Origin of the sequence: Streptomyces sp. NPDC020875 (assembly GCF_040641415.1) — a bacterium.
In the GTDB taxonomy this organism is placed as follows: Bacteria; Actinomycetota; Actinomycetes; order Streptomycetales; family Streptomycetaceae; genus Streptomyces.
Genome location: NZ_JBFADP010000011.1, coordinates 13,422 through 37,398 on the forward strand (window position 1 = coordinate 13,422; position 23,977 = coordinate 37,398).

19 protein-coding genes and 1 pseudogene are annotated in these 23,977 nt (G+C 71.6%); 3 read left to right on the forward strand and 17 right to left on the reverse strand.

The genetic code is table 11. The annotated features are described in order from the left end of the window. The first annotated feature begins 130 nt into the window (after positions 1–130). A complete protein-coding gene (locus tag AB0G74_RS08475; protein WP_361142039.1) occupies positions 131–316 on the forward strand; it encodes a hypothetical protein in 186 nt (61 codons plus the stop codon). A gap of 692 nt (positions 317–1,008) precedes the next feature. Here AB0G74_RS08475 and AB0G74_RS08480 read toward each other — a convergent pair. Further along, the gene (locus tag AB0G74_RS08480) at positions 1,009–2,085 is read right to left on the reverse strand and encodes a phosphotransferase (protein WP_361142041.1); all 1,077 of its coding nucleotides are present in this window, start codon (positions 2,083–2,085) and stop codon (positions 1,009–1,011) included. A 495-nt stretch (positions 2,086–2,580) separates the two neighbouring features. Between AB0G74_RS08480 and AB0G74_RS08485 the strand changes: the two genes are divergently transcribed. Continuing rightward, on the forward strand, positions 2,581–2,970 hold the full coding sequence (locus AB0G74_RS08485) for a hypothetical protein (protein WP_361142043.1): 390 nt from the start codon (positions 2,581–2,583) through the stop codon (positions 2,968–2,970). A 77-nt stretch (positions 2,971–3,047) separates the two neighbouring features. Here the strand turns inward: AB0G74_RS08485 and AB0G74_RS08490 are convergent, their stop codons facing one another. The 8 genes from AB0G74_RS08490 to AB0G74_RS08525 all read right to left on the reverse strand — a co-directional run bounded on the left by AB0G74_RS08490 (position 3,048) and on the right by AB0G74_RS08525 (position 11,246). Beyond that, positions 3,048–4,049, reverse strand: a complete 1,002-nt coding sequence (locus AB0G74_RS08490; protein WP_361142045.1) for an alpha/beta fold hydrolase — start codon at positions 4,047–4,049, stop codon at positions 3,048–3,050. Beyond that, complete coding sequence (locus tag AB0G74_RS08495) at positions 4,046–5,059, reverse strand: beta-ketoacyl synthase N-terminal-like domain-containing protein (protein WP_361142047.1); 1,014 nt, start codon at positions 5,057–5,059, stop codon at positions 4,046–4,048. The genes AB0G74_RS08490 and AB0G74_RS08495 overlap by 4 nt, the downstream gene beginning before the upstream one ends. Then, on the reverse strand, positions 5,056–6,192 hold the full coding sequence (locus AB0G74_RS08500) for a beta-ketoacyl synthase N-terminal-like domain-containing protein (protein ID WP_361142048.1): 1,137 nt from the start codon (positions 6,190–6,192) through the stop codon (positions 5,056–5,058). The genes AB0G74_RS08495 and AB0G74_RS08500 overlap by 4 nt, the downstream gene beginning before the upstream one ends. Then, positions 6,189–7,976, reverse strand: a complete 1,788-nt coding sequence (locus tag AB0G74_RS08505; protein WP_361142050.1) for an AMP-binding protein — start codon at positions 7,974–7,976, stop codon at positions 6,189–6,191. Before AB0G74_RS08505 ends, AB0G74_RS08500 begins: the two co-directional genes overlap by 4 nt. A 167-nt stretch (positions 7,977–8,143) precedes the next feature. After that, a complete protein-coding gene (locus tag AB0G74_RS08510) occupies positions 8,144–8,923 on the reverse strand; it encodes a nucleoside 2-deoxyribosyltransferase (RefSeq protein ID WP_361142052.1) in 780 nt (259 codons plus the stop codon). Between the two features lie 86 nt (positions 8,924–9,009). Continuing rightward, positions 9,010–9,726, reverse strand: coding sequence for a uracil-DNA glycosylase family protein (locus AB0G74_RS08515; protein WP_361142054.1), 717 nt, complete (start codon positions 9,724–9,726; stop codon positions 9,010–9,012). Between the two features lie 126 nt (positions 9,727–9,852). Beyond that, complete coding sequence (locus AB0G74_RS08520) at positions 9,853–11,100, reverse strand: class I SAM-dependent methyltransferase (protein ID WP_361142056.1); 1,248 nt, start codon at positions 11,098–11,100, stop codon at positions 9,853–9,855. Next, complete coding sequence (locus AB0G74_RS08525; protein WP_361142058.1) at positions 11,097–11,246, reverse strand: hypothetical protein; 150 nt, start codon at positions 11,244–11,246, stop codon at positions 11,097–11,099. The genes AB0G74_RS08520 and AB0G74_RS08525 overlap by 4 nt, the downstream gene beginning before the upstream one ends. 273 nt (positions 11,247–11,519) lie before the next feature. Between AB0G74_RS08525 and AB0G74_RS08530 the strand changes: the two genes are divergently transcribed. After that, positions 11,520–12,821 (forward strand): XRE family transcriptional regulator, encoded by a 1,302-nt coding sequence (locus AB0G74_RS08530; RefSeq protein ID WP_361142060.1) that lies wholly within the window; start codon positions 11,520–11,522, stop codon positions 12,819–12,821. 209 nt (positions 12,822–13,030) lie between these two features. Here AB0G74_RS08530 and AB0G74_RS08535 read toward each other — a convergent pair whose 3' ends face one another. The 8 genes and pseudogenes from AB0G74_RS08535 to AB0G74_RS08570 all read right to left on the reverse strand — a co-directional run bounded on the left by AB0G74_RS08535 (position 13,031) and on the right by AB0G74_RS08570 (position 23,964). Beyond that, positions 13,031–13,594 carry a hypothetical protein gene (locus AB0G74_RS08535; RefSeq protein ID WP_361142061.1) on the reverse strand — a complete coding sequence of 188 codons (564 nt, stop codon included), beginning with the start codon at positions 13,592–13,594 and terminating at the stop codon, positions 13,031–13,033. Then, positions 13,591–15,990, reverse strand: a complete 2,400-nt coding sequence (fxlM, locus tag AB0G74_RS08540) for a methyltransferase, FxLD system (RefSeq protein ID WP_361142063.1) — start codon at positions 15,988–15,990, stop codon at positions 13,591–13,593. The genes AB0G74_RS08535 and fxlM overlap by 4 nt, the downstream gene beginning before the upstream one ends. 342 nt (positions 15,991–16,332) lie before the next feature. Continuing rightward, positions 16,333–17,631 carry an MFS transporter gene (locus AB0G74_RS08545; protein WP_361142065.1) on the reverse strand — a complete coding sequence of 433 codons (1,299 nt, stop codon included), beginning with the start codon at positions 17,629–17,631 and terminating at the stop codon, positions 16,333–16,335. After that, positions 17,628–18,923: a hypothetical protein gene (locus AB0G74_RS08550; protein ID WP_361142067.1), complete on the reverse strand. Its 1,296-nt coding sequence runs from the start codon at positions 18,921–18,923 to the stop codon at positions 17,628–17,630. The genes AB0G74_RS08545 and AB0G74_RS08550 overlap by 4 nt, the downstream gene beginning before the upstream one ends. Next, on the reverse strand, positions 18,920–19,909 hold the full coding sequence (locus AB0G74_RS08555; protein ID WP_361142068.1) for an endonuclease/exonuclease/phosphatase family protein: 990 nt from the start codon (positions 19,907–19,909) through the stop codon (positions 18,920–18,922). The genes AB0G74_RS08550 and AB0G74_RS08555 overlap by 4 nt, the downstream gene beginning before the upstream one ends. 224 nt (positions 19,910–20,133) lie before the next feature. After that, positions 20,134–21,366 carry a helix-turn-helix transcriptional regulator gene (locus AB0G74_RS08560; RefSeq protein WP_361142070.1) on the reverse strand — a complete coding sequence of 411 codons (1,233 nt, stop codon included), beginning with the start codon at positions 21,364–21,366 and terminating at the stop codon, positions 20,134–20,136. Then, positions 21,363–23,235: pseudogene (locus AB0G74_RS08565) on the reverse strand (glycoside hydrolase family 15 protein). The gene AB0G74_RS08560 and the pseudogene AB0G74_RS08565 overlap by 4 nt, the downstream one beginning before the upstream one ends. A 306-nt stretch (positions 23,236–23,541) precedes the next feature. Beyond that, on the reverse strand, positions 23,542–23,964 hold the full coding sequence (locus AB0G74_RS08570) for an NUDIX hydrolase (protein ID WP_361142072.1): 423 nt from the start codon (positions 23,962–23,964) through the stop codon (positions 23,542–23,544). Positions 23,965–23,977 lie beyond the last annotated feature (13 nt).

Genomic DNA, 23,977 nt, shown 5'->3' on the forward strand with positions numbered 1-23,977 from the left:
TGCGTTCCCACTGGGCGACGCCGTCCTGTCATCGTCGCGCCCACAGCGTGTCGAGTTCACGGAGGGTGCTCCGGGCCTGCCACAGGGCCACGGAGGTGGCGGCCAGGGCCATGCCGAAAACCTGACCCGGGTGTGCGTCGATCTCGACGGCGTGCTCGCCATCACCTTCAGTCCCGGCGGTCAGCCCGTCCACGGCCTGGGGCACCCGCCGACCGGATCCTGGACGAGGATCACCCAGCACTGCGACCACGCCACGATCACCCACTCCGGACCCCGCGACCTGTGGACCGAACGCCTCGGCCTCACCGCACCGTGAATCACCGCCGGACGCCCCGGACCCGGCGCCGACGCCCTGACCGTCAGCGCCTGCGGCACCCACATCCTCCGCCGTACCGGCACCGCCCCGGCCTCCTGGACCTCTGACCACCACGCCGACCGTGACGGTCCCGGGGGGAGAGAGAGCAGTCTCGGGGCCGTCGCCATCGGAGCGGTATCAGACGATCTTGCCCGGCCCCGCCGACGGGAGCCGTCTACGGTGGGCCCCTTGGTCGACCTGGCTGGTCCGGGAGGAGGGTGCGGAACACCTGGAACTTACTGGGGGTGGTGCCGCCGAGGGATCAGCCCGACGGCACCGACGCACGTCTCCCAGCGAGAGTTCAGCACGCCCTCGGAGCGTATTGCGGCGACGGACGGTTCTGAAGTCGATCGTGACGATTTCACCCTGTCCGGGTACTGCGTCGCGGCTTCGGAGGGGTCCGGCGAGCACTGGTCGGGCCGGGGTAAATGCCGCCCGGGGCGGACTGCACCGGCGCCAGGAGTCCCGGACCGTCCGGGGAAACCGGGGTGGTTGCGTGGTGGGGCGGGGCGATCATCTCGGCGACACCATCGTGGAGGGCGTGCCCGGCATCGAGCCGGTGTGGATGCAGCGGTCCACAGCAGGTCCGGACATGCGAGTTCGGTGTCCGGGTTGAGGCTTGCGTGAGCTATGCCGCAGCGTGGGGGCCGGATTCAGCGAAGAGCGTCGCGCAGGGCCTCCTCCATGGTTGGGAGTCGGTCCAGCAGGATCAGGGCCGCCTCATGCCGTACCCGCCCGTAGGCTTCCATCGCGGCGTCGACGATGTGGGGCCGTTCCACTGGTACCGACAGCGGGAAGGCCGAGCAGAGCATGGCTGCACAACCGACACGCAGCGAGGACACGAGATCGTCCGGGGACGCGCTCGGGTTGGCGTCCCGGTAGGCCAAGGTGAGATCTGTGTATCCGGTGAGCCAGCTCTCCGCACTGTTGTCCAGCACGCTCTTGGGGTCGCAGCCGAGACGCGCGATCTCCCAGGCAAGGTACCCGGATGCTGGCGGTCGGAAGTCGACGATCGCGGCGACCTCGTTGTCGTTGAACAGGACGTTGGGGCCGGCCATGTCGCCGTGCAGGACCTGGACGGTCAGCTGAGGAAGTGATGCGAGGGCGCGCTCGACGTCTTCCAGGATGGCCTGCCGCTCACGCGAGGCTTGGAGGGCCCACGTCTCGAATTCCCCGAGCCTGGACTTGTGCTGGTACGCATGGATCAGGCGCTCGAAGCGGTCCCGCGAGGCAGCCATGTCACATACCGCGGCGCCGGGTTCCCGCCTGGGTGCGGCGGCGGGGTGAGAGGCGAGCCTGTTGTGAAGGCGGCCCATCGCCGTGCCGGCCGCTGCCCACCGTGCACCCGCCAGGCCGCCTTCGGCGCTCGCGGTGTGCGGCACGTACGACCACAGGGACATCGGCAGCGGGCCGTGGGCCTGGATGAGTTCGTGCTCGCGGGTGCGGGTGGCCCGCGCGGTCGCGACGCCGCCGTCGGCGCAGTATTCGGACAGTTCGACCGACGTCCGCTCCGGATGCAGGTGTTCGCGGGTGCGGTAGACCTTGGCGAAGTGCCGCCGGCCCTCCTGGTCCACGACGGCGTAGTTGTCCGTCGCGGTGCCTTCCGGGATGCGCGTGATGTCTGCCGGGTGCAGTCCGTAGGCGAGCATCAGCGTGGCGGCGACGGCCGTGATCTGCTCCTCCTCCGCGGAGACAGGCTTGGGGGCGGGTCGGTGAGATGGGGTGGACATGGTCTCCTCGTCGAAGCGAACGGAGCCAGCGGACAGATGCCGTGGGGGGTGCCATGCGGCTCGGGGCGATCCGGTGGCGGGTGCGGACCGTGGCCTCCAGGTCGCCGACGGACGGCGCCGCGTCAGTGCGGCCATCTGGTGGAGCATCACTCGTTCGGGCGTCGCGGTGCCCGGGCCCGCGACCCGGCATCGCCACCGGCTGCCGGCAGGCGCCCGGCCGGTCAGAGCGACACGGCGGCCCCCGTGCCGCGTGAACCGGCTGATCGAGATGATGGACGCGGCAACCGCTATCGGCCCTTCAGGGCGATGGCGACCAGCCCGGCATCGCACCGGCGAGCCGTAGCGCCGACCGGCGGCGCTACGGCGCCGGGCAGGGGTGCTCGTCGCATAAAGTGCTGGCGCGGGGTGTTCGTGTCGATCACCGTACGGTGATCGTGGATGCCTTCGTTCTCGTCTGCGCAGCCAGCCCTCGGGCCGCACCACCAGGAGGAACCAGTGTCGTCCCCGCACGTGATCACCCCGGAGGAGCAGCTCGCCGAGGCGAAGAAGCGGGTGGGTTGCCCGGAAATTGTTGTGATTTGCGGCTCCACTCGTTTCATGGCGGAGATGGCTGAGGCTGATGTGCGGGAGACCATGGCCGGACGGATTGTGGTCAAGCCGGGTTGCGACCTGAAGTCGTCGCATGAGTTCTGGTCCGATCCTGTCGAGGCTGAGGCGCTGAAGGTTCGGCTCGACGCCTTGCACCGGTCGAAGATCCTGCTCGCCGACACGGTGCTCGTGGTCGGCGATTACATCGGAGACAGCACCCGGGCCGAGATCGCGCACGCCCGGTCGCTGGGCAGGCCGGTGCGGTTCACGCACCCCGAAGTCGATCCCGACGCCTGAGCGCCCGCCCCTAACGCCTGTCCGGGCGCCCTCTTGGACTTGACCATCGAGCGGGTGACGTGGTGGTGGGGGCGCGCTCATGCTGCGGCGGCGCGCATCGCGGCTGTGATGGCGGCAGCGAGTGGTTGTTGGTGGTTCATTAGGTAGAAGTGGTCGCCCTCGTAGCTTTCGAGTCCGCGGAAGTGCGTGGTGAACGCCTGCCAGGAGAGCAGATACTCCTCGCCGGTCAGCTTGTCGTGGCGGCCCCCGAATGTGGAGAGCGGAACGGGCAGCGGCTCGCGGCCGTGAGGCGGCGTCCAGTTTTCCAGGAGTGTGAAGTCGTTGCGGAACACCGGGGCGAACTGGCGCCAGACGGTGTCGTTGTCGAGGAGTTGCGGTGTGCTGCCGCCGACGTTCCGCAGCCAGCCGCGCAGCTCGTCGTCGGACATCAGGTGTGGGCGCCCCTCGGTGCCGGCCTCTGACCGTGGGGCGCCGTAGGCGGACACCCCCAGCCAGGCAGGGAGCGGGTCCTGGTCGTGGTGGAGTCGGCGGGTGAGCTGGTAGGCGATGGCGGCGCCCATGCTGTGGCCGAAGAACCCGAAGGGCCGGTCGAGGAGCGGTTCGATCGCGGTGTGGAAGTAGTCGACCAACCGGTCGCAGTCGTCGATCAGCGGCAGCGCCTGCAGCTGCCCTCGGCCGGGCGCTTCCAGGAGGCAGAGTTCCCATCCCTTCGGGAAGTGCTCTGCCCAGCCCCGGTAGAGCAGGTGCGAGCCGCCGGCGTGGTGGAACAGGAACAGGCGCACCGCCGGGTCGCTCAGCGGCCTCGGGCGGATGACCGGCCCGGCGGCTGTCTCGCCGACGAGCTTGGAGAGGAGAAGGGCGTGCAGTTGGGAGAGGTTTTGGGCCCCGCTGACGGCCACCGTGTTCTCCGGGACGCCGTACGAGGTCTCCAGGCGGGTGGAGATCTCGAGCATCAGCAGCGAGTCGATGTCGAGTTCTTCGGTGAAGTGTGCCTGGTCGGTGACCTCTTCGGGTTCGATCTCCAGGACGCCGGCTATCAGGGCGCGGAGTTCCTCGATGCTCACGGTCGCAGTGGTCATGGGTGTTCCCCCGGCTCCTGGGTGGATGGACGAGTGGTCGGCCACGGGGTGAGCAGCAGAGCGGCTGTCGCGTCGTGGCGGGGGCCGCCGACCGTGGCGAGTACGTTTCCGGTGGCGCCGGTCTCGAAGTGGGCGGCCGCGGCGGCGCACTGCAGTACGCCCAGTGCCCCGGACAGCGGGCCCAGCTGGGCTTCCAGGTCGATCCGGCGCGTGGCTGCGAGCAGATGGCCCGCTCCGGCACTCGCTTCGTCCCCGAGCCACAGTCCGATGGTTGTCGTCTGCGTCATACCGGCGTAGGAGAGTGCCTCGGCGAGGTCCTGGGCCCGTGCGTGCCCGGCGATCGTGGCGCGCGGCCGTGCGCCACGATCGCCGGCTGGGTCCGCTGGTTCGAGGACGACGGCGACCGCCGTGTCGGTGGACTGCTCGCCGAGCAGCTTCTCTGTCACGGCGCCTGCTGGTTCGACGCCGACGACGACGGCTGCTTCGGCGCGCCCGGCCAGCATGAGGTTCCGGGCCCAGGCGAGGGCGTCCAGCCCGCTCGTTGCGCCGTTGCAGACAGTGAGGTTGGGGCCGCGCAGGCCGTAGCGGATGGCCACCCAGCCGGCGACGACGTTGCTCGATGTCCGGGGCAGGCCGAGCGGGCTCAAGCCCCTGACGCCCTCTGCGGCGATGGTGTCGGCGGCGTCGCAGACGCTGTCCGCGTTGCCCAGGTTGGTGCTGACCACGACGGCGGTCGCATCGGCCGCGCCCGTGAACGCCGCGGTGGCGTCGGTCAGGCCCGCGTCGTCAAGGGCGGACTCGACGGCTCGCAGGGCGAGCCGGGACGCACGGTCCTTGTGGCGCAGCTCGCGTCCGGTCAGTCCGGTGGCCGGGTCGAAGCCGCCCTCGCCGGGCAGCGGCCCGAGGAGGTCGCCGTACGTCGCGACACCCGGGAGCGCCAATCCGATGCCCGTGACGACGACCGTCCGCGAGCTCGGGTCGCTCGTTCGTGCGGTGCTCGTTCCGCTCATGGGGATGCCTCCACGATTGCGACGGCGTTGATCCCTCCGAAGCCGAAGGCGTCGATCTGCGCGATGGCCAGGTCGCCGGCTGCGGGGGCGCCCTGGACCAGGCCCAGTTGCGTGGCCTCGGGGATCGGATCGGTGAGGCCCAGGACCGGGGGGACCGTCCCTTCCTTCATGGCGAGGAGCGCCATCTGGAGGCTGAGGAGTCCCGAACCGCCCAGGGTGTGGCCGGTCATCGCCTTGATGGCGGTCATCCGCGGACCGGGCCGTACGCCGTGGAAGATGCGGTTCAGGACGCTCGCCTCGGTCACGTCGTTGAGGGGGGTGCCGCTGCCGTGCAGCATCACCAGGTCGATGTCGTGCGCCCGGACCCCCGCCCTGCGGTAGGCGTCCTTCACCGCGCGGGTGATGCCGTCGGGGTCGGGGGCGGTGGCGTGGTGGGCGTCGCAGTTCAGGGACACGCCGCGCACCCGGGCGTGCACAGGTACTCGTCCGGTGCCGGTGCGCTGGACGACGACGGCCGCCGCGCCCTCGCCCATCAGCATGCCCTTGTGCGTGGTGTCGAAGGGGCGCAGCGCGCCGGGGATGTCGTTCTGTACCCGGTCGAGTGTGCCGAAGCCGCTCTCGGTGGCGGCGTCGGTGCCCGCGACGACGACCGTGTCGGCCAGGCCGGACTCGATCATGTCGGTGGCCAGGCCGAGCGCGTACAGGGTGGCGGAGCAGGCGTTGGCGAAGGTATACGTGTTGGATGCCCCGAAGGCTTGCTTCAGGGCGGTGCCGAAGTGCAGTTCTTCGAGCGTGACGTCCGCGTTCTCGCGCCACCACAGCTCGAGGCTGCGCTGCTCGCGCATGGTGGTTCCGACCAGCACGGGTATCTGCGACAGGTCCTCGCCCAGGCCCGCGTCGGCGGCTGCCTGGCGGACGACGGTGGTGAGCCAGCGGGTGGCGCGTCGGGGGATGTCGCCTCCGGCCGCGGGTCGGTCGTCGATCTCGTAGGCGTAGGCCGCCCGGTACTTGCCGGGGTCGAACGCTCTCAGGGGTGCGCGGCTCTCCTGGCCCGCGCACAGTGCGGCGAATATGTCTTCGAGGCTGGCGCCGATGTTGGCGACGGCGGCCATGCCCGTGATGTCCCAGGTCACGGCTGGCCGGCCGCCTTCCGCAGGGCGAAGGCGGCCAGCTTCCCGGTCGACGTCGTCGGGAGCCCGGCGAGGAACTCCAGGCGGGCGGGCCGCTTGTGGGCGGCGAGAGCGCTACGGATCGCGGCGATCACCGCGCGGCGCACCACGGCTTCGTCGCATCCCGGCCGGGCCACCAGGTACGCCACGGCCTGCTCCAGGCCGTCGGCGTCGCGGCCGCCGACCACCGCGCAGTCCTGGATCCCCTCAGCGCTGCGGATGACGTTCTCGATCTCGCCCGGCGCGACTTTGTAGCCGCCCAGGTTGAGCAGGTCATCGGTGCGGCAGAGATGGGTGAACGTGCCGTCCGGCGCACGGCGCACCACGTCGCCGGTGTAGGCGCCGCCGTCGGCGAAGGTGACCGCATCGGCCTCCGGGCGGCCGATGTATCCGAGGGCGACGGTCGGGCCGGCGATGTGCAGCCGGCCCTCCAGGCCGTCGGCGACGGGCGTGCCGTCCGCGGCGCGGACGGTCGCGGTGGTCCCGGGGACCGGGACGCCGAAGGTGCCCGGACGCCCGCCCTCCGGCGGTGTGCCGACGACGATGTGGAGGACCTCGGTGGCGCCGAGGCCGTTGAGCAGCCCGGCCTGGAAGGCGGTGCGTATCCGTTCGCCGAGCGGCGCGGGAAGATTCTCGCCCGCCGCCACGCACAGCCGCACAGGGCCGCAGGCGTCCGCCGCCGTTCCGGGTGCGTTCAGCAGTGCGGCGTACAGCCGCGGGACGGAGAACAGCACGGTGGGCCGGTGTCGCTGTATCGCGGCGGCGAGCGCGTGGACGTCGACCGGGCCGCTGATGAGCGCGACGCGGGAGCCGGCCGCCAGCGGGCACAGGACGGAGGCGCCGAAGCCGTAGCCGAAGCTCATCCGGGCGCTGGAGAGCACGGTGTCCTCGGGAGTCAGCGCCAGGACGGTGCCGATGCCGTCGGCCATGGCCGTGATCGCTCCCGCCGAGTGCCGTACCCCCTTGGGCATGCCGGTGCTTCCGGAGGTGTACTGCACGAGGGCCTCACGCCCCGCATTCCACGCGGCCGGGGGGCCGGCGTTCTTCGGGTGCCGTGCGGGGCCGGGTTCGACCGTGGCCAGAGCGGCGCGGACGTCCGCGCCGGAGAACCGGGTGGTGGTGGGGAACAGCTCCTCCAGGGCTCGCTGCCGTTTGGGGGCCGCGTCGAGGTGCAGCATCGCGGCGGCGCAGTCCGCGCCGATGTAGCGGACTTCGTCGTCCGTGAGTACCGGGCTGATCAGCACGGGGACGCAGCCGTGCCACCACAGGCCGAGGACGGCGACCACGGTCGCCACGGAGTCGTCGGTGACCAGGAGGCCGCGGGTACCCTCCGGCACTTCCGCGGCCCTGAGGGCGCCCGCGTACCCGCGTGCCGCCTCCAGAAGGCCCGCGTAGGTGACCTCCCCGGCCGTGGGGTCGAGGTAGGCGGCCCCATCGCCCCGGCCGGCGCGGACATGACCCGCCACCAGGCGGTCGATCAGGTCGACCGTGCAGTGGTTCGCCGCCCGCTCACCGAGCACGCTGACCGCGGCGTCCAGGCTGGTGAGGGCAGAGCCTTCCTCGGCGGACAGGGCTCCGAACTCACGCTCGACCGCGGCCGTGACCGCGGCCTTCTCCAGGGAGCTCATGCCGAGGTCCTCGTAGAACAGGGCGCCAGAATCGACGTCTTCCTCTGCCACTTCCAGGACAGACGCCACGATCTCTCGCAGCTTGTCGCGCACTGTGTCGAAGGGTCCTAAGTCGCGCACCGGCGGGGTCCTTTCCGGATCGTCATGTCCGAGCGGGAGTTCAGGTGATAACGAGAGCGCCGAGGGAGCGGAGACCTGCTCCCGGGGCTGCCCCGGCCGGACCATCGCGTGGTATTGACCGGGAAAGAAGGACCGGGGCGGAATGCCGCAGCGCTCAACGGGAGCGCTCAGACTCCCAGGCCGACCTCGCAGGGGAAGAAGACGGAGACGCCCCGGGGCTCCTCCGTGAAGATGACCCTCTTGGACAGTGCGGCCATGAAGCCGAGCTCGAAGATCGTTCCTTTCCCGACGAGCCCGCCGGGGTTGCACACGATGACGGCATCGGCTTCCCGGAACGCGTCCATGTGTACGCACTTGTGCCGCCACGTATCGCGTTCGTTCTTCAGAAGATCCTGATAGTCGAAAAGAATGAAGTCGGTGCCCACGGTCTCCGGCTTGATCCTGGTGCTCAGCGGGCTGAGCACATCGGCGCCACTCCCGCGCAGCCGGGCGACGGTGTCCTCGATGTACTCCAGGGACTGCTGGAAACTGCCGCAGACGACAGCATTCCGGAACTCCTGCCGGATCACGCCTTCCACCATGTCGTCCGATCCGCAGGCGGACATGCCCGTTTCCAGGTAGAACCGCTGCAGCTCAGAGGCGACTATGTTGAAGTAGAGGCCGGTGTCGACGTAGACGCTGTTGACCAGAGTGGCCGCGTCCGGCTGCGAGAGCTGCTGGAACGCCCCGGTGGCGTACAACCGTGTTCCCCTGTTGTCGACGACATCGTGGAACTCGTTGAGGCCGGAGCAGAACTCGCCGACTCGTTCGGCCAGCACGTCGGGGGCGAGAGTTCCCCCGAACGCGATCCGCTCCCTCTTGAGCAGTTCCAGCTCACCGCTCCGGGAGTGGAAGACGCTCACGCGTTCCGAGTCGAAGTGGACCAGAACCCTGTCTAAGGCCGCCAATGTGTTGCTCTCCTTCTTCCCGTTCCAACGCGTTGGGGTTTACTGCCTCAGCTGAAAAGTGGACGAGCGTTCCAGAGGCACGCCTGCTACGCGTGTTGTCCACGGAGGGCGTTGAGGTACTTCTGGGCGTACTCTTCCTTCCTGTCCCCGTTGTACTGGGTGATGAACCGCGGGTGCTCCAAGGGCACGATGCTCGTGAAAAAGCGCTGGCCCTCGTTCACTTTCGTGAGGAATCTGAAGTTCTCGCCGCTGCCGATGCAGTAGCACACCGAAGTGTCGGTACCGAACGCCAACTGGCGCTCCAGCGTGTCCACGAGGAAGGAGCGCAGGAGCTCCAGCAGCTTCTTGTTCTCGTAGTAGTTGCAGTTGACCTCTTTCCCTCCGGGTTTCGTTCTCACGAGACCGAGGGGACACACGAAACTCATGACGAAGTCGGCGTAGAACGTGTCGCGGCCCCCGTAGCGCCTGATGACGTCGTGCAGAAACCCGGCGGAGGGCCGGCTGACCGCATAGCCATCGACGTCGACTCCCGTTTCGCTTTCGAGGAGCTTGGCGTCTTCGAACGGGACCCCGGTCACGGCCGTGCCGCGCCGGGCGGGCGAGCTCCCCAGGACCAGGCGCCGCGGCTTGCCATCGTCGTAGTACTTGCCGTAGAACGCCGCCGTCACCTCCCGGACGCGTTCCTTCCGGGGGCCGCTGAACGGATTGATGACCGCGAACCCGGGAGGCACTTCGAGCACAGTTCCCGCGAGTTCCTCGTTGAACCGCAGGATCCGCTGGGCAACGGTCACTGGCCCGCTCATGGCAGAAGTCCTTCCTTCAGGCTTGTCACTCTGAACACTCCAGTCGCATCCACCCGTTTGCGATCCAGCCGCCCCACAGATCTGACGGAAGCCGCGGACGCGGCCGCCGAAGGACCGGCGGAAATGTCAGGCGGCGACAGCCGACAGGTAAATCTCGGTACTGGTCGGGAACGTGCGAATGTCCTTGAATCCGGCACGAACGAGTTCCATGCCGACCAGGCTCGCTGTGTCCATCCCGCGATAGATGTCGACGAAGTCCGTACCCGGGATTATCAATCCCGGCACAACACGACCCCGCTGAGTGTACAGAAATCCGTTGGCCACGGAGACGATGATCACCGCGCCCGGCTTCAGTACCCTGTGCGCCTCCGAGGCGGCTGCGGACGTGTCGAAGAACGATGAGTTGTACGTCCTCAGGGAGACATACAGATCGTAACCGTTCTCCGGTAGGGCCGACAGGTCTTCGGCGCTGGAGGTGACGGTTCTCGACGAGGGGATGCGCCCGCGTATGTTTGCGAGACCACGCTCCGCGATGTCGACGAAGGTGATCTGCGGGCAATCCGAGAACAGAGCCGCTGCTTCGTAACCCCCTCCGACGCCGACGTTGAGGATGGTGGCGGCAGACAGAGAAATTGCGGACGACCTCTTGTGAACCGACGCGAAGTCGTCAGTCCATTTCGGGTTGGCGGCACGGGCATCGAAAGCGTATTCGTAGGCGCCGTACTTCGCGTCAAACGCCTCGGACAATGCTTCGCCAACGACGCGATCGGCCTCTTTAGGCTCGATTCCGTACATTCGGCACAGCAGCGAAGCGAGTGCGGCCCTCCCTCTGTTCGCGTGGACATCGCTCCTGGAAAGCGCGAATCCCTTCGACGTCAACCTGGAAGAAACTGTCTCACTGATGCGATGCGTCGAGTAGTGAGGGTTGCACTCGATGTTCTGCCCACTCGCTGCGTAGGCGCCTTGGTTCTGAGCGAGGATCTCACGCTGCAGATCGTCGGGGAAGCGGTGTACAGGCCCTCGCCCGATGACGGGATCTTCGTCGAGGTACCTCGTCAACGCGGGGTCCGGCAGACCCACATAGACCCTGTCGATGCGCACTGCCTTCGAGAGTTCGCCGAGCTCGAACGCGCGGTCCGCTGACAGGGTGTTGACCGTCAGATATGCGCTGTGCGCGCTGCGTGTTCCGAGCTCTCGCACCTTGCTCCGCAGAGTGCGATACCAGGATGCGCCTCGCACTTCTCCCTCGAAAGCGGAGCAAATCAGCTCGTCACGTTCAGAGACGAGCGCAACACCGACCCGCCGGCCTGACGGCGACGCCCTCTGTGCGACGCCAACGGCGTATTTCATCCAATAGGCACTGTTCAGGCTCATGCGGCCCTGTGCCCCTCGACGTGGGCGAGGTCGCGGTACTCCAGCGACGCCGAGACGGCGTCCGCCCGCCATCCCAGCTCCTGGAGGAGCCTGACTAGTTCCTCACCAAAGCCGCCTGTCCGCGCGCCGGATCCCGTACGCGTCATCACACCACCGTCCAATGCCGTTGAGGGACAGCTGCCGCAGCCCGCCTGAGCGTGGGAACCCCCCGGCTGGGCCGCGCCGGAGCGGGCCGATCGCCCTCCCGGGCCTCCGGAGCGACGGCGTGGGAGTACGAGCGGCGGACCGGATGCAGCGGGGAAGAAGCCAATAGTCGGAGCAACCACGCCTTTTCGTACAGGAGTTGGAGGGGGTCCCGGCGGGGGTCCCGTTCCCGGGACCCCTGCGCGCGGGACCTCTGCGGGTGTTGGATGGAGGGTGTGACCGAGCTCACCGGACATCGTCTGACCCTCGCCCGCCAAGCCCGGGGGATGAACCGCGCCGACCTGGCCCGGGCGATCCGCGCCGCGGCCCTGCGCCGCGGTCTGCGCTCGGGCGTGGACCGGCACCGGATCCGCAAGTGGGAGGTCAACGGGGTCATCCCCGACGCACACTCCCAGAGCTACCTCGCCGAGGCGCTCGGGATTCCCCAGGAGGCCGTGGACGCCCGGCCGTGGCCCCGCTGGCTGCCCTGCGGGGTGATCCCCCTGACCCCCTTCAGCACCGTTCCCGCGATCCGAGAGGCCCTGACCGTGGACCGACGCGCCCTCCTCCTCACCGTTCCCGGCGCCGCCCTCACCGCCCTCGCCGCCGACTGGGCCCACGCCGACACCCACCCCCTCGCACCCGCCCCCGCCGGCCGGCCCGTCGGCGGCGAACTCGTCGACTTCCTCGAAGACACCGCGAGCCGTCTCACCGCCCTCGTCACCGAACAGCGCCAGCACGCCGCACCCCTCCTCGACGCACACCTGGCCACCGTCAGCGACCTCATCGCCCACGGCCGCTACACCCGCCCCCTCGGGCTCCGCCTGCACACCCTCGCCGCCAGCCTCTGCCAGAGCGCCGGATGGCACCGCTTCGACCTCGGCCGCCACCAGGACGCCACCGCCTACTGGACCGCCGGACTCCACAGCGCCCACGCCGCGGGCGACCGCGACCTCGGCGCCGCCGCCCTCGGCGACCTCGCCTACGGCGCCACCTGGCGCGGCGACCACACCACCGCCGCCGCGATCCTCCACCACGCCCTCACCCGGGCCGACCACCCCGCCGCCCGCGCCCTGCTCCACCTGCGCCGGGCCAGGGCACTCGCCGCCCAAGGAGAGAAGAAGGAAACCCTCCGCCACCTCGCAGCGGCCGAGCACCAGCTCGGCGCCGCCGCAACCCGCCAGCGGCCCGCGTTCTGCACCTGGCTCTCCGACGCCGACCTCGCCGTCGACAGCGGCCAGGCCCTCGGCGACCTCGGCGACCCCGGTGCGCACCGGCTGATCCGGGAAGGACAGGACCTGCTGCCCGCCGCCCGCGCGAAGACCCGCGGAGTCTTCCTCGCCTACCAGGCGGCATCCCACCTCGACCGGCGCGAGCCCGAACGCGCGGCCACTGCCGCCCGGGAAGCCCTCACCCTCGCCCAGGCCATCGGAGCCCCCCGCTGCGTCCAGCTCGTCCAAGACCTCATCCCCCGCTTCACGGCCTACGCCACCGGCGAGGGCGTGCCCGAACTCCTCACCCGCGCCCGGGCCGCCTGAACGACGGCCCCCACGGATGACCCCGCCCCCACACGACACCCCGACCGCATCCCGTAACCGGACACCCTCCACGCCCTGCCCCCTTTCTCCCGCACCCGCAGCTCATCGGACCGCCAGCCCGCCACCGACCAGCCCCCCCCCGGGGAGGCACACAAGGGGGCACACGTTTCCGACTCCCGAACGGCTGCCACCCCGGAGCCCGGGGCGGACTACACCGGCGCCAGGGGCCCCGGACCGTCCGGGGAAACCGGGGTGGAGGGGCGCGGCCCGCGGCCGCCGTGGCGGCAGTGAGGGCACCACGGCCTGAAACGGTTGTGTGTCCGCAGGAGCCACTGGACGCCGGCCACGGTGGTGAGTCCCGCGATGAGGAAGACCCGGGAGACGGGGAGCGCGTTCTCCAGGCCGGCGAGTGAGTAGAGGGGCGGCAGGCCCAACAGCAGCAGGACCGTCTGCGTCCCGTACACCAAGCGCATGCGTGCCGGGGTGGCGAAGGCGCGGTGGAAGACCGTCAGTGCCAGCCGCCAGCGGCGGTTGTTCTCGATCTCCTCACTGGCGTTGAGCGTGACCACCCGGACGCACTCCTCGCACAGCGGTCCGGTGCGGTGCCGGGTCTGGAGGGCAATGGCGCCGCCGAGGAGCACCACTCCGGACGAGCTGGTGAGGATCGCGGCAGTACCTGACTGCAGGACCAGCAGGCCCAGGGCCATCATGACCACTCCGGCGGCCTGGACGGCATCACCGTAGTGGCGGTGGAAGAAGAAGCGCAGGTTCATGAGGTGCGCACCTCCGTGGCGGTGGCGGTGGCGGATCCGGGCGGGTTCCCGGTCCGCACCGCGGGGGCGGATCCGGATTCGGCGGGTGCCGGGCGGGTGGCGGGTCGGCCCGGCCACTGGAACACCAGGCGGCAGTGCGCCTTGTCGAGGATGTCGCCCGCGGGCAGCTGGTCATCGGGCGTACCGGCCGGGTGGACGGACAGGGCGGGGTCCTCGGCGCCGTTCCGGACGTCCCGGTCCCAGGCCCGCACCGTGGCGGCGAGGCGTTCGGCAAGCCGGGGGCCTTGGTCGCCGAAGGCGTGGACGGCCCACTCCCACAGACTCTCCGTGGGGGTGTCGCCGTGGCGGATCTGCTCGTAGGTGAGGTAGGCCAGAGACCCTTCGCCGGTGATGGCGGGTGCGGCGTCCCCCGGGGCGAGCCGCACGGTCCCGCTGTCCCGGGCTCGGTCGGCGGACAGGCGGCAGAACCCCGTCTGGGTCGTTGCGGTGTAGAGCTGGAGCGAGCCGAAGTAAAACCCGGACCCCATGGTCACCCCGGTGGCGATCTCGTGCCGGGGTCCGCGCAGCGCCGCCTCCAGCCCGCCGGTACCGGCGGGCGGCCCGTCCTCGAACCGCAGCCGCAGCTCCCCGTCGAGCAACTCCACGGCCGGGGCACGGCGGGCGTGGGCGCCCTGGGCCCGGACGAACCCGCAGTGGGTGAACTTCCTGGCGTGCAGCACCTCCCCGCGCCGCTCGAAGGCGATCGCCCGGGTGTAGCCGTGGATTTCCAGCGGGAGCACGAGGATCGCGCCGTCGGCGAGCTGCTCCCGCCACGGCGGGGCGATGTCCCGCACGTTGTAGGTGATCATGATGCCGTCGAAGCCGTCCCGGGGCGCCAGGCGGGCGGGGGCGCCGGCGGCCGCGTCGCCCTGGAAGGCGGTCACCCGCCCGCTGCCGGCTTCCGCGGTGAAGCGGCGGGTGCGCTGGACGACGTAGGGGTCGATGTCGCCGGTGACGACCCGGCCCCCAGGTCCGGCGACCTGGGCGAGCAGTTCGGCGTTGTAGCCGCCGGACCCCGCCTCGAACACCACCGCCCCCGGCCGCAGCCGCAGGCTCTCGATCATGTCGGCCTGGAGCCACGGCGCGGACACCGAGCTGGTCGCCCGCCCCGTCGCGCTGCGGCGGGTGACCGGGGCGGCATCGTCGTCGTACGCGGTGCGCAGATCCTGCTCCGGCATGTACCGGTGGCGGGGGACGGTCCGCAGCGCCGTCTGGACCGGCTCGGAGGCGGCCCAGCCGCCGGCGGTCACGGCGTCGGCCATCGCACGGCGCAGCCGTACCGCTTCCGCGGGTTCTCCGGGGACGGGCGGCTGGCCGGCGGCGAGCGGGTAGGAGGTGACCGGTGGCAGGCCGGGAAGGGTCCCGGGCCAGATCTCGTTCAGCGCGTGCGCGGCCGGGGTGAACACCGGGCCCAGGGCCGCGAGGGAGGCGAGGGTGTGCCACTCCCACTTGGCGAACAGCTGGGGCTCCGGGTTGGACAGCGTCCCCGACCAGGCGGTGACGCGGACCACGGCGGTCAGCCGCGGCACTCCGACGACGGCGTCGAGGAGCATCGTCACCACCACCGCGCTGTCCGGGGCGGCGACCAGCCCGGTCTCCTCCTCCAGCTCCCGTACTGCGGCGGCGGCCAGATCCTCGGCGCCCGCGCTCTTCCCTCCGGGCAGCTCCAGCATGCCCTGGGCGGAGCGCCCGAGCAGGACCCGGCCGGCGTCGTCGGTGACGACGGCCAGCGCCCCGATCAGGGCGTGCCCCGCGGGCGTGCCCTTCTCCACCGCCCGTGTCGCCGGCGGGCGGTGGCCGCGCAGGATGAGCAGGGTGAGGCCGTCCGCGTCCAGCCGCTCGGCCGTCTCCCAGTCCCCGGCCAGCAGGGCGATCTCGGCTTCGTCGAGCGCGATGTCCCGCCGGTCCCGAGGGACGTCCGCAGCGGTGGGGGTGATGACCACCAGCGCGCCGCCGGGCCGAAGCCGCTGCCCGAGCCCGCGCACCACCCCTGTCCGGCAGGTGAGGAACGGATAGACGAGCCGGAGCGTGATCAGGTCGTACCCGCCGGGGTCGAGGCAGTCCGGGTCGCCGTGCTCGACGTCCAGGAGGATCCGGCGTATCCGGTCGCTGCCGGGGTGCTCGCTGCGGGCACGGTCATGGGCACTGGCGGTGTAGTCCACGGCGTCGACCCGGTACCCGGAGGTAGCGAGATGGGCGGCCAGTTCGCCGGTGCCGCTGCCCACGTCGAGCGCCCGGCCGTCTCCGTCCGGCGCGGGGACGTGCTCGGTGAGCAGGGCCCGCTCGCGTTCCCCGAGCGGCCGGAAGCCTCTTCCCTCGCGGTAGTGCGCATCCCATTCGTCCGGTGTCTCGTACACGTTGGCTAGCTCCTTCGTCCGGGGTGATGCGGGGGTGGGGATCAGGCGGTGCGGGCGGATCGGGGGTGCTGCGGTATCCGGGGCAACGATCGGGCCTCCCTCCCGAACGCACGTGTTTCAGTCGGACTGGATATCGCGTGAACACGCGGTATCCCAGGGCTGCAGGGGCCACCGACCCGGGCGGGACGAGGGCTGTGCCGGGGCGAGACGTGGCCGAATCACGGCCGCCGACGGCCGTGATCGGTTCTTCGGCAGGGACGGAGCGGGCGGATCCGGTACCGGACGTGGGGCGCGCCACGTCATCCCGCTGCCGACCGCGTTCCACGCAGCCCGGCGGTCCGGTCACCCACCCGGCGGCCCGGGTCCGCCGGACGCCCGGGCCGCCGGCACCGCCGTCAGACCCCTGAGCGGGGAGGCCAGGAGGATCCCGGCAGGTATCGCATGGAGCACGACTCCGGCCGTCAGCGCCGTCCGCACGTCGGTGGCGGACGCGAGGGCCCCGGCCGCGAGGGCGGCGAGCGGCCGGGTGCCGGAGGTGACCCACATGAACACCTGCTGGGCCCGGGACTGGAGTTCCGGCGGGGTGAGGTGCTGGCGCAGGGTGCGCTGGGTCGTCCCGGCCGCGAGCGCGATCCCCGTCTGCGCCGCCGCCCCCAGCGCGAGCACTCCGGTCCAGTACGGGCCCTGTCCCGCGGCCAGGAGTATCAGCCCGCTCAGTGGATAGGCGGCGTGTCCGGCGATCAATACGGGGCCGGGCCCCAGCCGGTCGGCGAGGCGGGGCGCGGCCAGCGCGCCCAGCAATCCCCCGGCGCCTGCCGCGCCCATGATCAGACCGAGCCCGGTGCTGCCGGTGCCGGCCTGAGTCAGCAGCCAGTACGCCCAGAACGTGGCCATGGTGCCTTCGGCGATTGCGTAGACGATCAGGGCGTGCATCTGGGGCCGCAGCAGAGGATGGGACATCACGAAGGCGAACCCGCCGCGGATCGAGGCCATCGTTCCCGGGCGCGACCCGGCGGCCGGATCGGCCGGCTGTGTGCGCGGCAGCCGGGTCGCGCACCACGCGCTGACCAGATAGGAGACCGAGTCCGCGACGAGCGCCCGGACCGCTCCGGCCAGGGGGATCAGCGCGGTGGCCGCGAGGGTACCCGCGGTATCGGCAAGAGACATCGCCGCGACCAGGCGTGAGTTCGTCTCCGGCACCCGCTCGGGGGTGACGAGCTCGGGGACCGCGGCGTACGCGGCCGCCTGGTGGAACACCGTGAGTGTGCCGAGCACCATTGCCACCCCGCATAGCACCGGCACGGTCAGGATGCCGAGAGCCCAGCAGACCGGGACGATCGTGACGGTGGCCGCCGACGCGAGATCGGTGACGATCATGATCGTCCGCTTGGGCCTGTGATCGGCCAGTGCCCCGGCCGGCAGCGAGAACAGGAACGCGGGCGTGGTGGACAGGGCCGCGAGCACCGCGACCTCGCCCGGGGTGGCCGCGAGGTGGACGACGGCGATCACCGGCAGGGCGACGGCGTGCACCGCCGAGCCCGCCCACGAGGCGGCCTGCCCGGAGCAGTACGCGAGAAGGACATGGTCCCGCCCCGGCCGGGTTGCGGGCCTTTCGGTGTCCAGAAGGCCAAAGGAGGTCACCGCCCGCTCCGCTCCGTCAGGCCCCCGGGTGCCGCGGGGGCATCCGGCGCCGACCCGGCCGCCGGCGGGGGTTCGTTCGCCGACAGCGTCGTGCGGGCCCGGGCCAGCCAGTCCCGGGTGCGGGCGGGCCAGGGCGAGGTGTCGTCCTCGGGGTACTCGGTAAGGGCCGTCTCCAGGTCGGTGACGGCGCCGGCCGGGTCGCCGAGCTGGAGACGGGCGTGGCCGCGCAGTGCCCGGGCCCGGATCCGGTGGTGGTCGGAGCCCGGTTCGGTGCGCAGGGTTTTGCGTGCGCAGGACAGCAGGTCGACGGCCCGCCGGGGCTTGTCTGGCGTCACGCACTGGGCCAGGACGATCTGGGCGAGCGCCTCCCCGCGCCGGTAGCCTTCCGACTCCCACCGGGTCAGTGCCTGGGCGACCAGCGCCGTCGCGTCCTCGACCCGCCGTTCGGCGAGACGGAGCAGGGCGAGCTGGTACAGGGCCTGCCCTTCGTCCCGCCCGTCCTTCCCGGCCCGCGCGGCGTCCCGTGCGGCCGTGTTCCAGTCGGCCGCCTCGCCGTGCCGGCCGGAGCTGAGCAGGCCGAGTGCGCCGGACAGCAGCATCCGCCGCTCCCCGGCGCGGTCGCCGTCCGAGCGGGCGGCGGCCAGTCCCGCCCGGTGCGCGTCCGCCCACAGCGGATACGGGCGGCGCTGCTGGAACAGCGGCCAGAAGGCGTCGACGGTGCGCCAGATCAGGTCGGGCCGTCCCCGCTCCTCCATCGCCCCGAGGAGCGGCGGGAGGTTGGCGCTCTGGTGTTCCAGCCACTCCAGCATCGCGGGCTCGTGGAAGGGGTCGAAGGGGAGATCCAGCCCCGGGCCCTCAAGCTGCGGACCGGGCGAGGGGAGAGGGGGCTGGTGCTGGTGGGGGGCGAGACGGCGCTGGACAGAGCGGGCGCAGACCAGGAACCATGCGGCCAGCCGGTCCAGCGCCGCGACCTCCTCCCCGTGGGACAGCGTCGCGGCGTGCTCTTGGGCCGCCACGCCGACCCGGTAGAGGGGTGACCGGTCCTCGTCACTGCCGAAATACCCGGAGCGCTGGATCAGTTGCTCCTCTTCCAGTACCTGGCAGAACCAGTCGGCCTCGGCCCAGGGCAGGGCGCACGCCGCGGCGGTGATGTCCGCGTCGAGCACCGGGAGAGGCAGTGTGCCGAGGATCCGGTGCACCCGTCGCGGGGTCGGCTCCAGTACGTCGTACGCGGCGTCGAACCGGTCGAACCGGCCTTGCCCAGGGGTGCCGTTCGTGGCGGGGATGGTCACTTCACCAGCTCCCACCGGTCGAGCGGGCTGATCTGCCGTCGCAGCGCCTTGATGAGCTTGGCGCGGTCGAGGGTGATCCGGAGGGCGTGGTGGTCACTGAGTCCGGTCATGTCGATGACCTCGACGCCGGTGACCGCCTGGATGGTCCAGGGGTCCATATAAGCCCTGTCGATTCGGCGGATTCCGCCCTGGTCCGGGTCGGCGACCCCGGCGGTTCCGGCGAGCGCCTCCTGCTGTCCGAGGCGGCGCGCTGCCCACCGGGCCGGGTCGTGGAGCCCGCAGTCGTGCAGCAACTCGTCGGCGTATGTGGCCGATCGCCATGAGCCGTCGGGCAGGAGCTCGGCCCGGTGACGCCGGTGGGTGACGTCGGCGACCGCGGTCCAGTCGATCGGCTCCACGAGCTCCCCCTGCGGCACGGGGTACTCGTTGAAATCGCCCAGGATCCATGCCGCCCTCGCCGGATGGCCGGGGCGGTGGATTTTCAGCTTGTCGGCAAGCGTGGTCAGCCGGTCGGCTTCCATCCGCCGTCCGCGCAGGGAGCAGTGGGAGAGGTGCACGCCCATGGTCATGATCGGCACCCCGGGGCAGCCGTCGAGTTCCAGGACGAGGTTGGTGGGCGGGGTGCGGAACCCGCTGGGGTGCTCGTGCCGGGCCACCACCTTGAAGACGCTGTCGCGGACGTATGCTCCGGTCGGGTTACGGCCGTCGCCCATCGGCGCGCGGAACCCCGTCATTCCCAGGATTTCCTGGGCCGTGCGGAAGCGGCGGTCCGCGGCGGCCACGACCTCGGGCGCCGCGCCCGGCCGGGCCTGGGAGTACGTCATCTCGGTGGAGACCAGCAGGTCCGGATTCCGCGGTTCCAGAACCTCCCGCATCGCGCGGAGCCACCGTTCCGGCAGCACCCCGGGAGTGGGTTCCGGGCCTCCGTCGTGCTCCAGGTTCATCGCGATCAGCGTGACGTCCGGCAGGGTCTCGGGCATGGACATGGTCTCCTTCGAGGGTGGTCGGTCGTATCACTCGTGGCCCCGGACTGCGCCGGGGCCGGTCCACAGGAACGAGGGGCCCGGCCCGAGGGCGGTGCGCGGGCCGCTCCTCCCGCCGGACGGCCGCGCCGGGGCCCACGGGCCGGAGGCGGAGATGGCTGTCCCGCTCCCCGGACGGCCACCGGGACCCGGCCGGGCAGGGGGGGGCACAGCAGAGGTCCCCCCGGTCATACGCCTTCTCCCGCTGCGTGGTTGTCGTCGTCCGCGTCGCCGGGGGGAAGGGACGGCAGGCCGGGCACCGTGTCGGCGGGCGCCCACCGGAACACGCGGCCGCAGCGGTGCCCCGGTCCGGGCGCGGCGCACAGCACGTAGTGCCCTGAGTGTTTTGCCGGGGCGGGGAGGTCGTGGGTGATGACGACCGCGTGCGCGGTCTCGCGCCATACGGCGCGGACGGCAGACTGCGCGGGGGACTCGTCCTCAAGGATCTGTGTCGTCGGGGGTCGCAGTATCCCGTCCGGGCCGGGGGCGAGCAGGATCTGGCCGTCGGCGCGGCGGACGATAGCGATCACTTTTCGCGGCCCGGGAACGGGGCGCTCCGGGGGCGCCGCCGGGCAGGCGCATCCGGGCCCCGGCCGCGGGCAGCGGGCGGCGGCGTGCCGGGCGGCGGCCGTTCGGAGCGCGGTGGTGGCGTCCGTACCGTCGGCGGAGACGGCGAGGAGGGCGTCCAGCAGGCCGCGGTCCGCGTGGTGGGGGGCCCGGTAGAAGGGGTCGTACCCCTCCGACACGTAGAGCTCGCGCCCGCCGGGGAGGGTGACGGCCGATCCCAGGGGGCCGAAGATACGGGCGGCGTCCGTCACCGCCGGGGCCAGGTAGGACACGACGCGCACATCTAGCCCGGTGGCTTCAGCCCGGTCGGCGAGCGCGGTGAGCCGCCGTGCGCTGACCGCACGGCAGCCGACCGGGTGTTCCAGTACCTGGTCCTGAATCACGAGGGTCACCGGGCAGGCCGGCCAGGACCGTGGTCCGGGCTGTCCGGGGGCTGCGGGGACGGGCGGGTCCCAGGCCCACTGCCGGGGCCACAGGGGCCCCAGAGCCACCGCCACCATCCGTTCGGCGAGGGCCTCGACGGCCTCCAGCCGCTCCTGGGCGCCCGGCAGCTTGTCGGTGATGTCGGGGTCCTTCCTCACGGCGAGGCGGGCCACGGCTTTTCGCCCGGTCTCGTCCGTGACGCCGACGGCGGACGCGAGGGCGAGCGCGTCCTCGCCGTCGAGGGCGGCGCGCCCGCTCTCGGCGTGCTCCACCCGCCGGGCATTCCAGCCCCGCCCGGCCGCGGCAGCCACCGCGTCCGTGGTGAGACCCGCGGCCTGACGGCGCTGGCGCAGCCACGCGCCGAGCACCATCGGGCCGGGCGGCCGGTACGACGCGGTCCCCTCCTGTGCGGGGGGCGGTTCCTCGGTCATCGGGTCGCCCCCGCACCGGTCATGGCGGCGGTGGCCGGGCGGGGCGCGCGCTGGCCGGGGATGACCGGCCCCGTCCCCCGGGCGAGCACGGCGGCGCTGTCGCACAGTGCCCAGTGCGAGAAGCCCTGCGGCATGTTCCCGGCCTGCCGTCCGAGTTCCGGGTCCCATTCCTCGGCCAGGAGCCCGACGTCGTCGCAGCGCGAGGAGCCTGTCGAACAGGGCACGGGCTTCGTTCCGCCGTCCGGTGGCGGCCAGGGCGTCGGTGAGCCAGAACGAGCAGGCGAGGAAGGCGCCTTCGTCGCCGTTCAGGCCGTCGACCCTGGTACCGGGGCCGGCGGTGGGGTAGCGCAGGACGAAGCCCGCCTTCGTGGCCAGCTCGCGCCGTACGGCGTCCACGGTGCCGACGACGCGCGGGTCGGTGGGCGGCAGGAAGCCCATGGCCGGGATGAGGAGGAGGGACGCGTCCAGCTCTTTGGAGCCGTACGACTGCGTGAACGTCCCCCGTACGGGGTCGAAGCCCTTCTCGCACACCTCTCGGTGGATCTTGTCCCGCAGCTTCCGGAACCGGTCGGCCGGGCCGGTGGCGTCGCCGGACTCGATCAGCCGGACGGTCCGGTCGAGGGCGACCCAGGTCATCATCTTCGAGTGGACGAAGTGCCGCCGGGGCCCGCGGACTTCCCAGATCCCCTCGTCGGGCTCGGCCCACCGCGCCTCCAGCATTTCGGCGAGCCGGACCTGGAGAGCGGAGGCGCGCGGGCAGGGCTCCAGACCATGGCGGCGGGCGACGTCGAGCGCGTCGGCGACCTCCCCGAAGACATCGAGCTGCAACTGGCCCGCGGCGGCGTTGCCGACCCGGACCGGCAGGGAGTCCTCGTATCCGGGCAGATGCCCCAGCTCCCGTTCGGCGAGGTCCCGCTCACCGCCGATGCCGTACATGATCTGGAGGTTGTCCAGGTTGCCGCCGACGGTGCGCACCAGCCAGGTGCGCCATGCCCGCGCCTCGTCCAGGTATCCGTTCCGGGCGAGGGTGGTGACGGCGAGGGCGCTGTCGCGCAGCCAGCAGTAGCGGTAGTCCCAGTTGCGGGTGCCGCCGATTTCCTCCGGCAGGGAGGTCGTCGGGGCGGCGGCCATCGCCCCGGTGGGGGCGTAGGTGAGGGCCTTGAGGGTGATCAGGGACCGGATCACCGCGTCCCGGTCCGGCCCGGTGTACGTACAGCGGGCCGTCCAGTCCTCCCAGTACGCCATGGTGGCGGCGAGTTCGGCGTGCGGATCGGGCGGCGGGGCGCTGCCGGCGTGGGAGGGGTGCCAGGTCAGCGTGAACGCGAAACGCTCCCCCTCGGCGACCGTGAACTCTGAGACGAGCACCCCGGACGCGTCCTGCTCGGTGGGGGGTTCGGCGTCCAGCCAGAGGGCGTCGGGGCCGGCCACGGCCGCGAACCGGTCGCCGTAAGGGACGATCCAGGGCACGACCTGGCCGTAGCCGGGGCGCGGGCGCAGCTCGGACCGTATCGGCACGAGGCCGCAGATCCCTTCGACGATCCGCACCAGCCGCGGCGGCCCTGTCCGGTCGCCGGTGTGCGGGGGCATGAAATCGGTGACGCGTACGGTGCCGTCCGGGGTGTCCCATTCCGTTTCCAGGACGAGGCTGTCGTCGCGGTAGCGGCGCCGGGACGCGACCGGGGGTGCAGCGCCGTCCCGGCCGGCGGGGGCGAGGATCCAGCCGCCGTGCGCCGGGCCTCCGAGCAGTCCCGCGAGGACGGCCGCCGAGTCGAACCGGGGCAGGCACAGCCACTCGACGGTGCCGGTGCGGGAGATGAGGGCGGCGGTACGCATTCCGCCGACGATCGCGTAGTCCTCGATCAGAGCCATGGGCTGTGGTGCTTCTTTCCGGGTCGGGACGGACGGCGCCGTGGTGAACGAATGAAGAGGAGGGAGCGGAGAGGTGGCCGGTCAGCGCGCGGATGTGCTCCAGGGGCGCAGGCCCGATACGGATCTCGTCGGCGCAGGAGTGCCGACCGCAGCCCGGCGCGGGCTGCTCCCCGTCCGCGACGCGCACGGAGGGAACTGCCAGACCAGTTCGTCATGGGGCGCGCGGCGGCGTACGGGACCGATTGGGGTGGGGTTGCGGGAACCGGGCCCTTGCGGGATGGGCTCGGGAGAAGCAGGGGGTGCTGGTCAGAAGGCGTTGACGAGGTAGTCGTGGACGGGCTCGTACAGGCCGGGCAGGTAGGTGCCGAGTACGGCGGGGGTGGTGGATATCCAGGTGGTTTCGGCGACTTCGCGGGGGGAGGCCCGGTAGGCGGTGCCGTGGGTGACGGTGCAGGCGATGTAGGTGAGGTGTGTGCCGGTGTCGGGGTGGAGCCGTTCACCGAGCCGCCGGACCGGTGCGACGGTGAGGCCGGTTTCCTCCCGGACCTCACGGGCGGCGGTCTGCTCCGGGGTTTCCCCCGGCTCCTGCTTGCCTCCGGCGAACCGCCAGCGCGGCCCGCCCGCGATGATCCGCGGCCGGATGACCAGGGTCCAGCGCTCGCGGACGATCACGGCGAGGGAGACCCGGACCGGGCCGGACAGACCGGGGGGATCGGTGGTCACGGTCACGACGGGGCTCCTT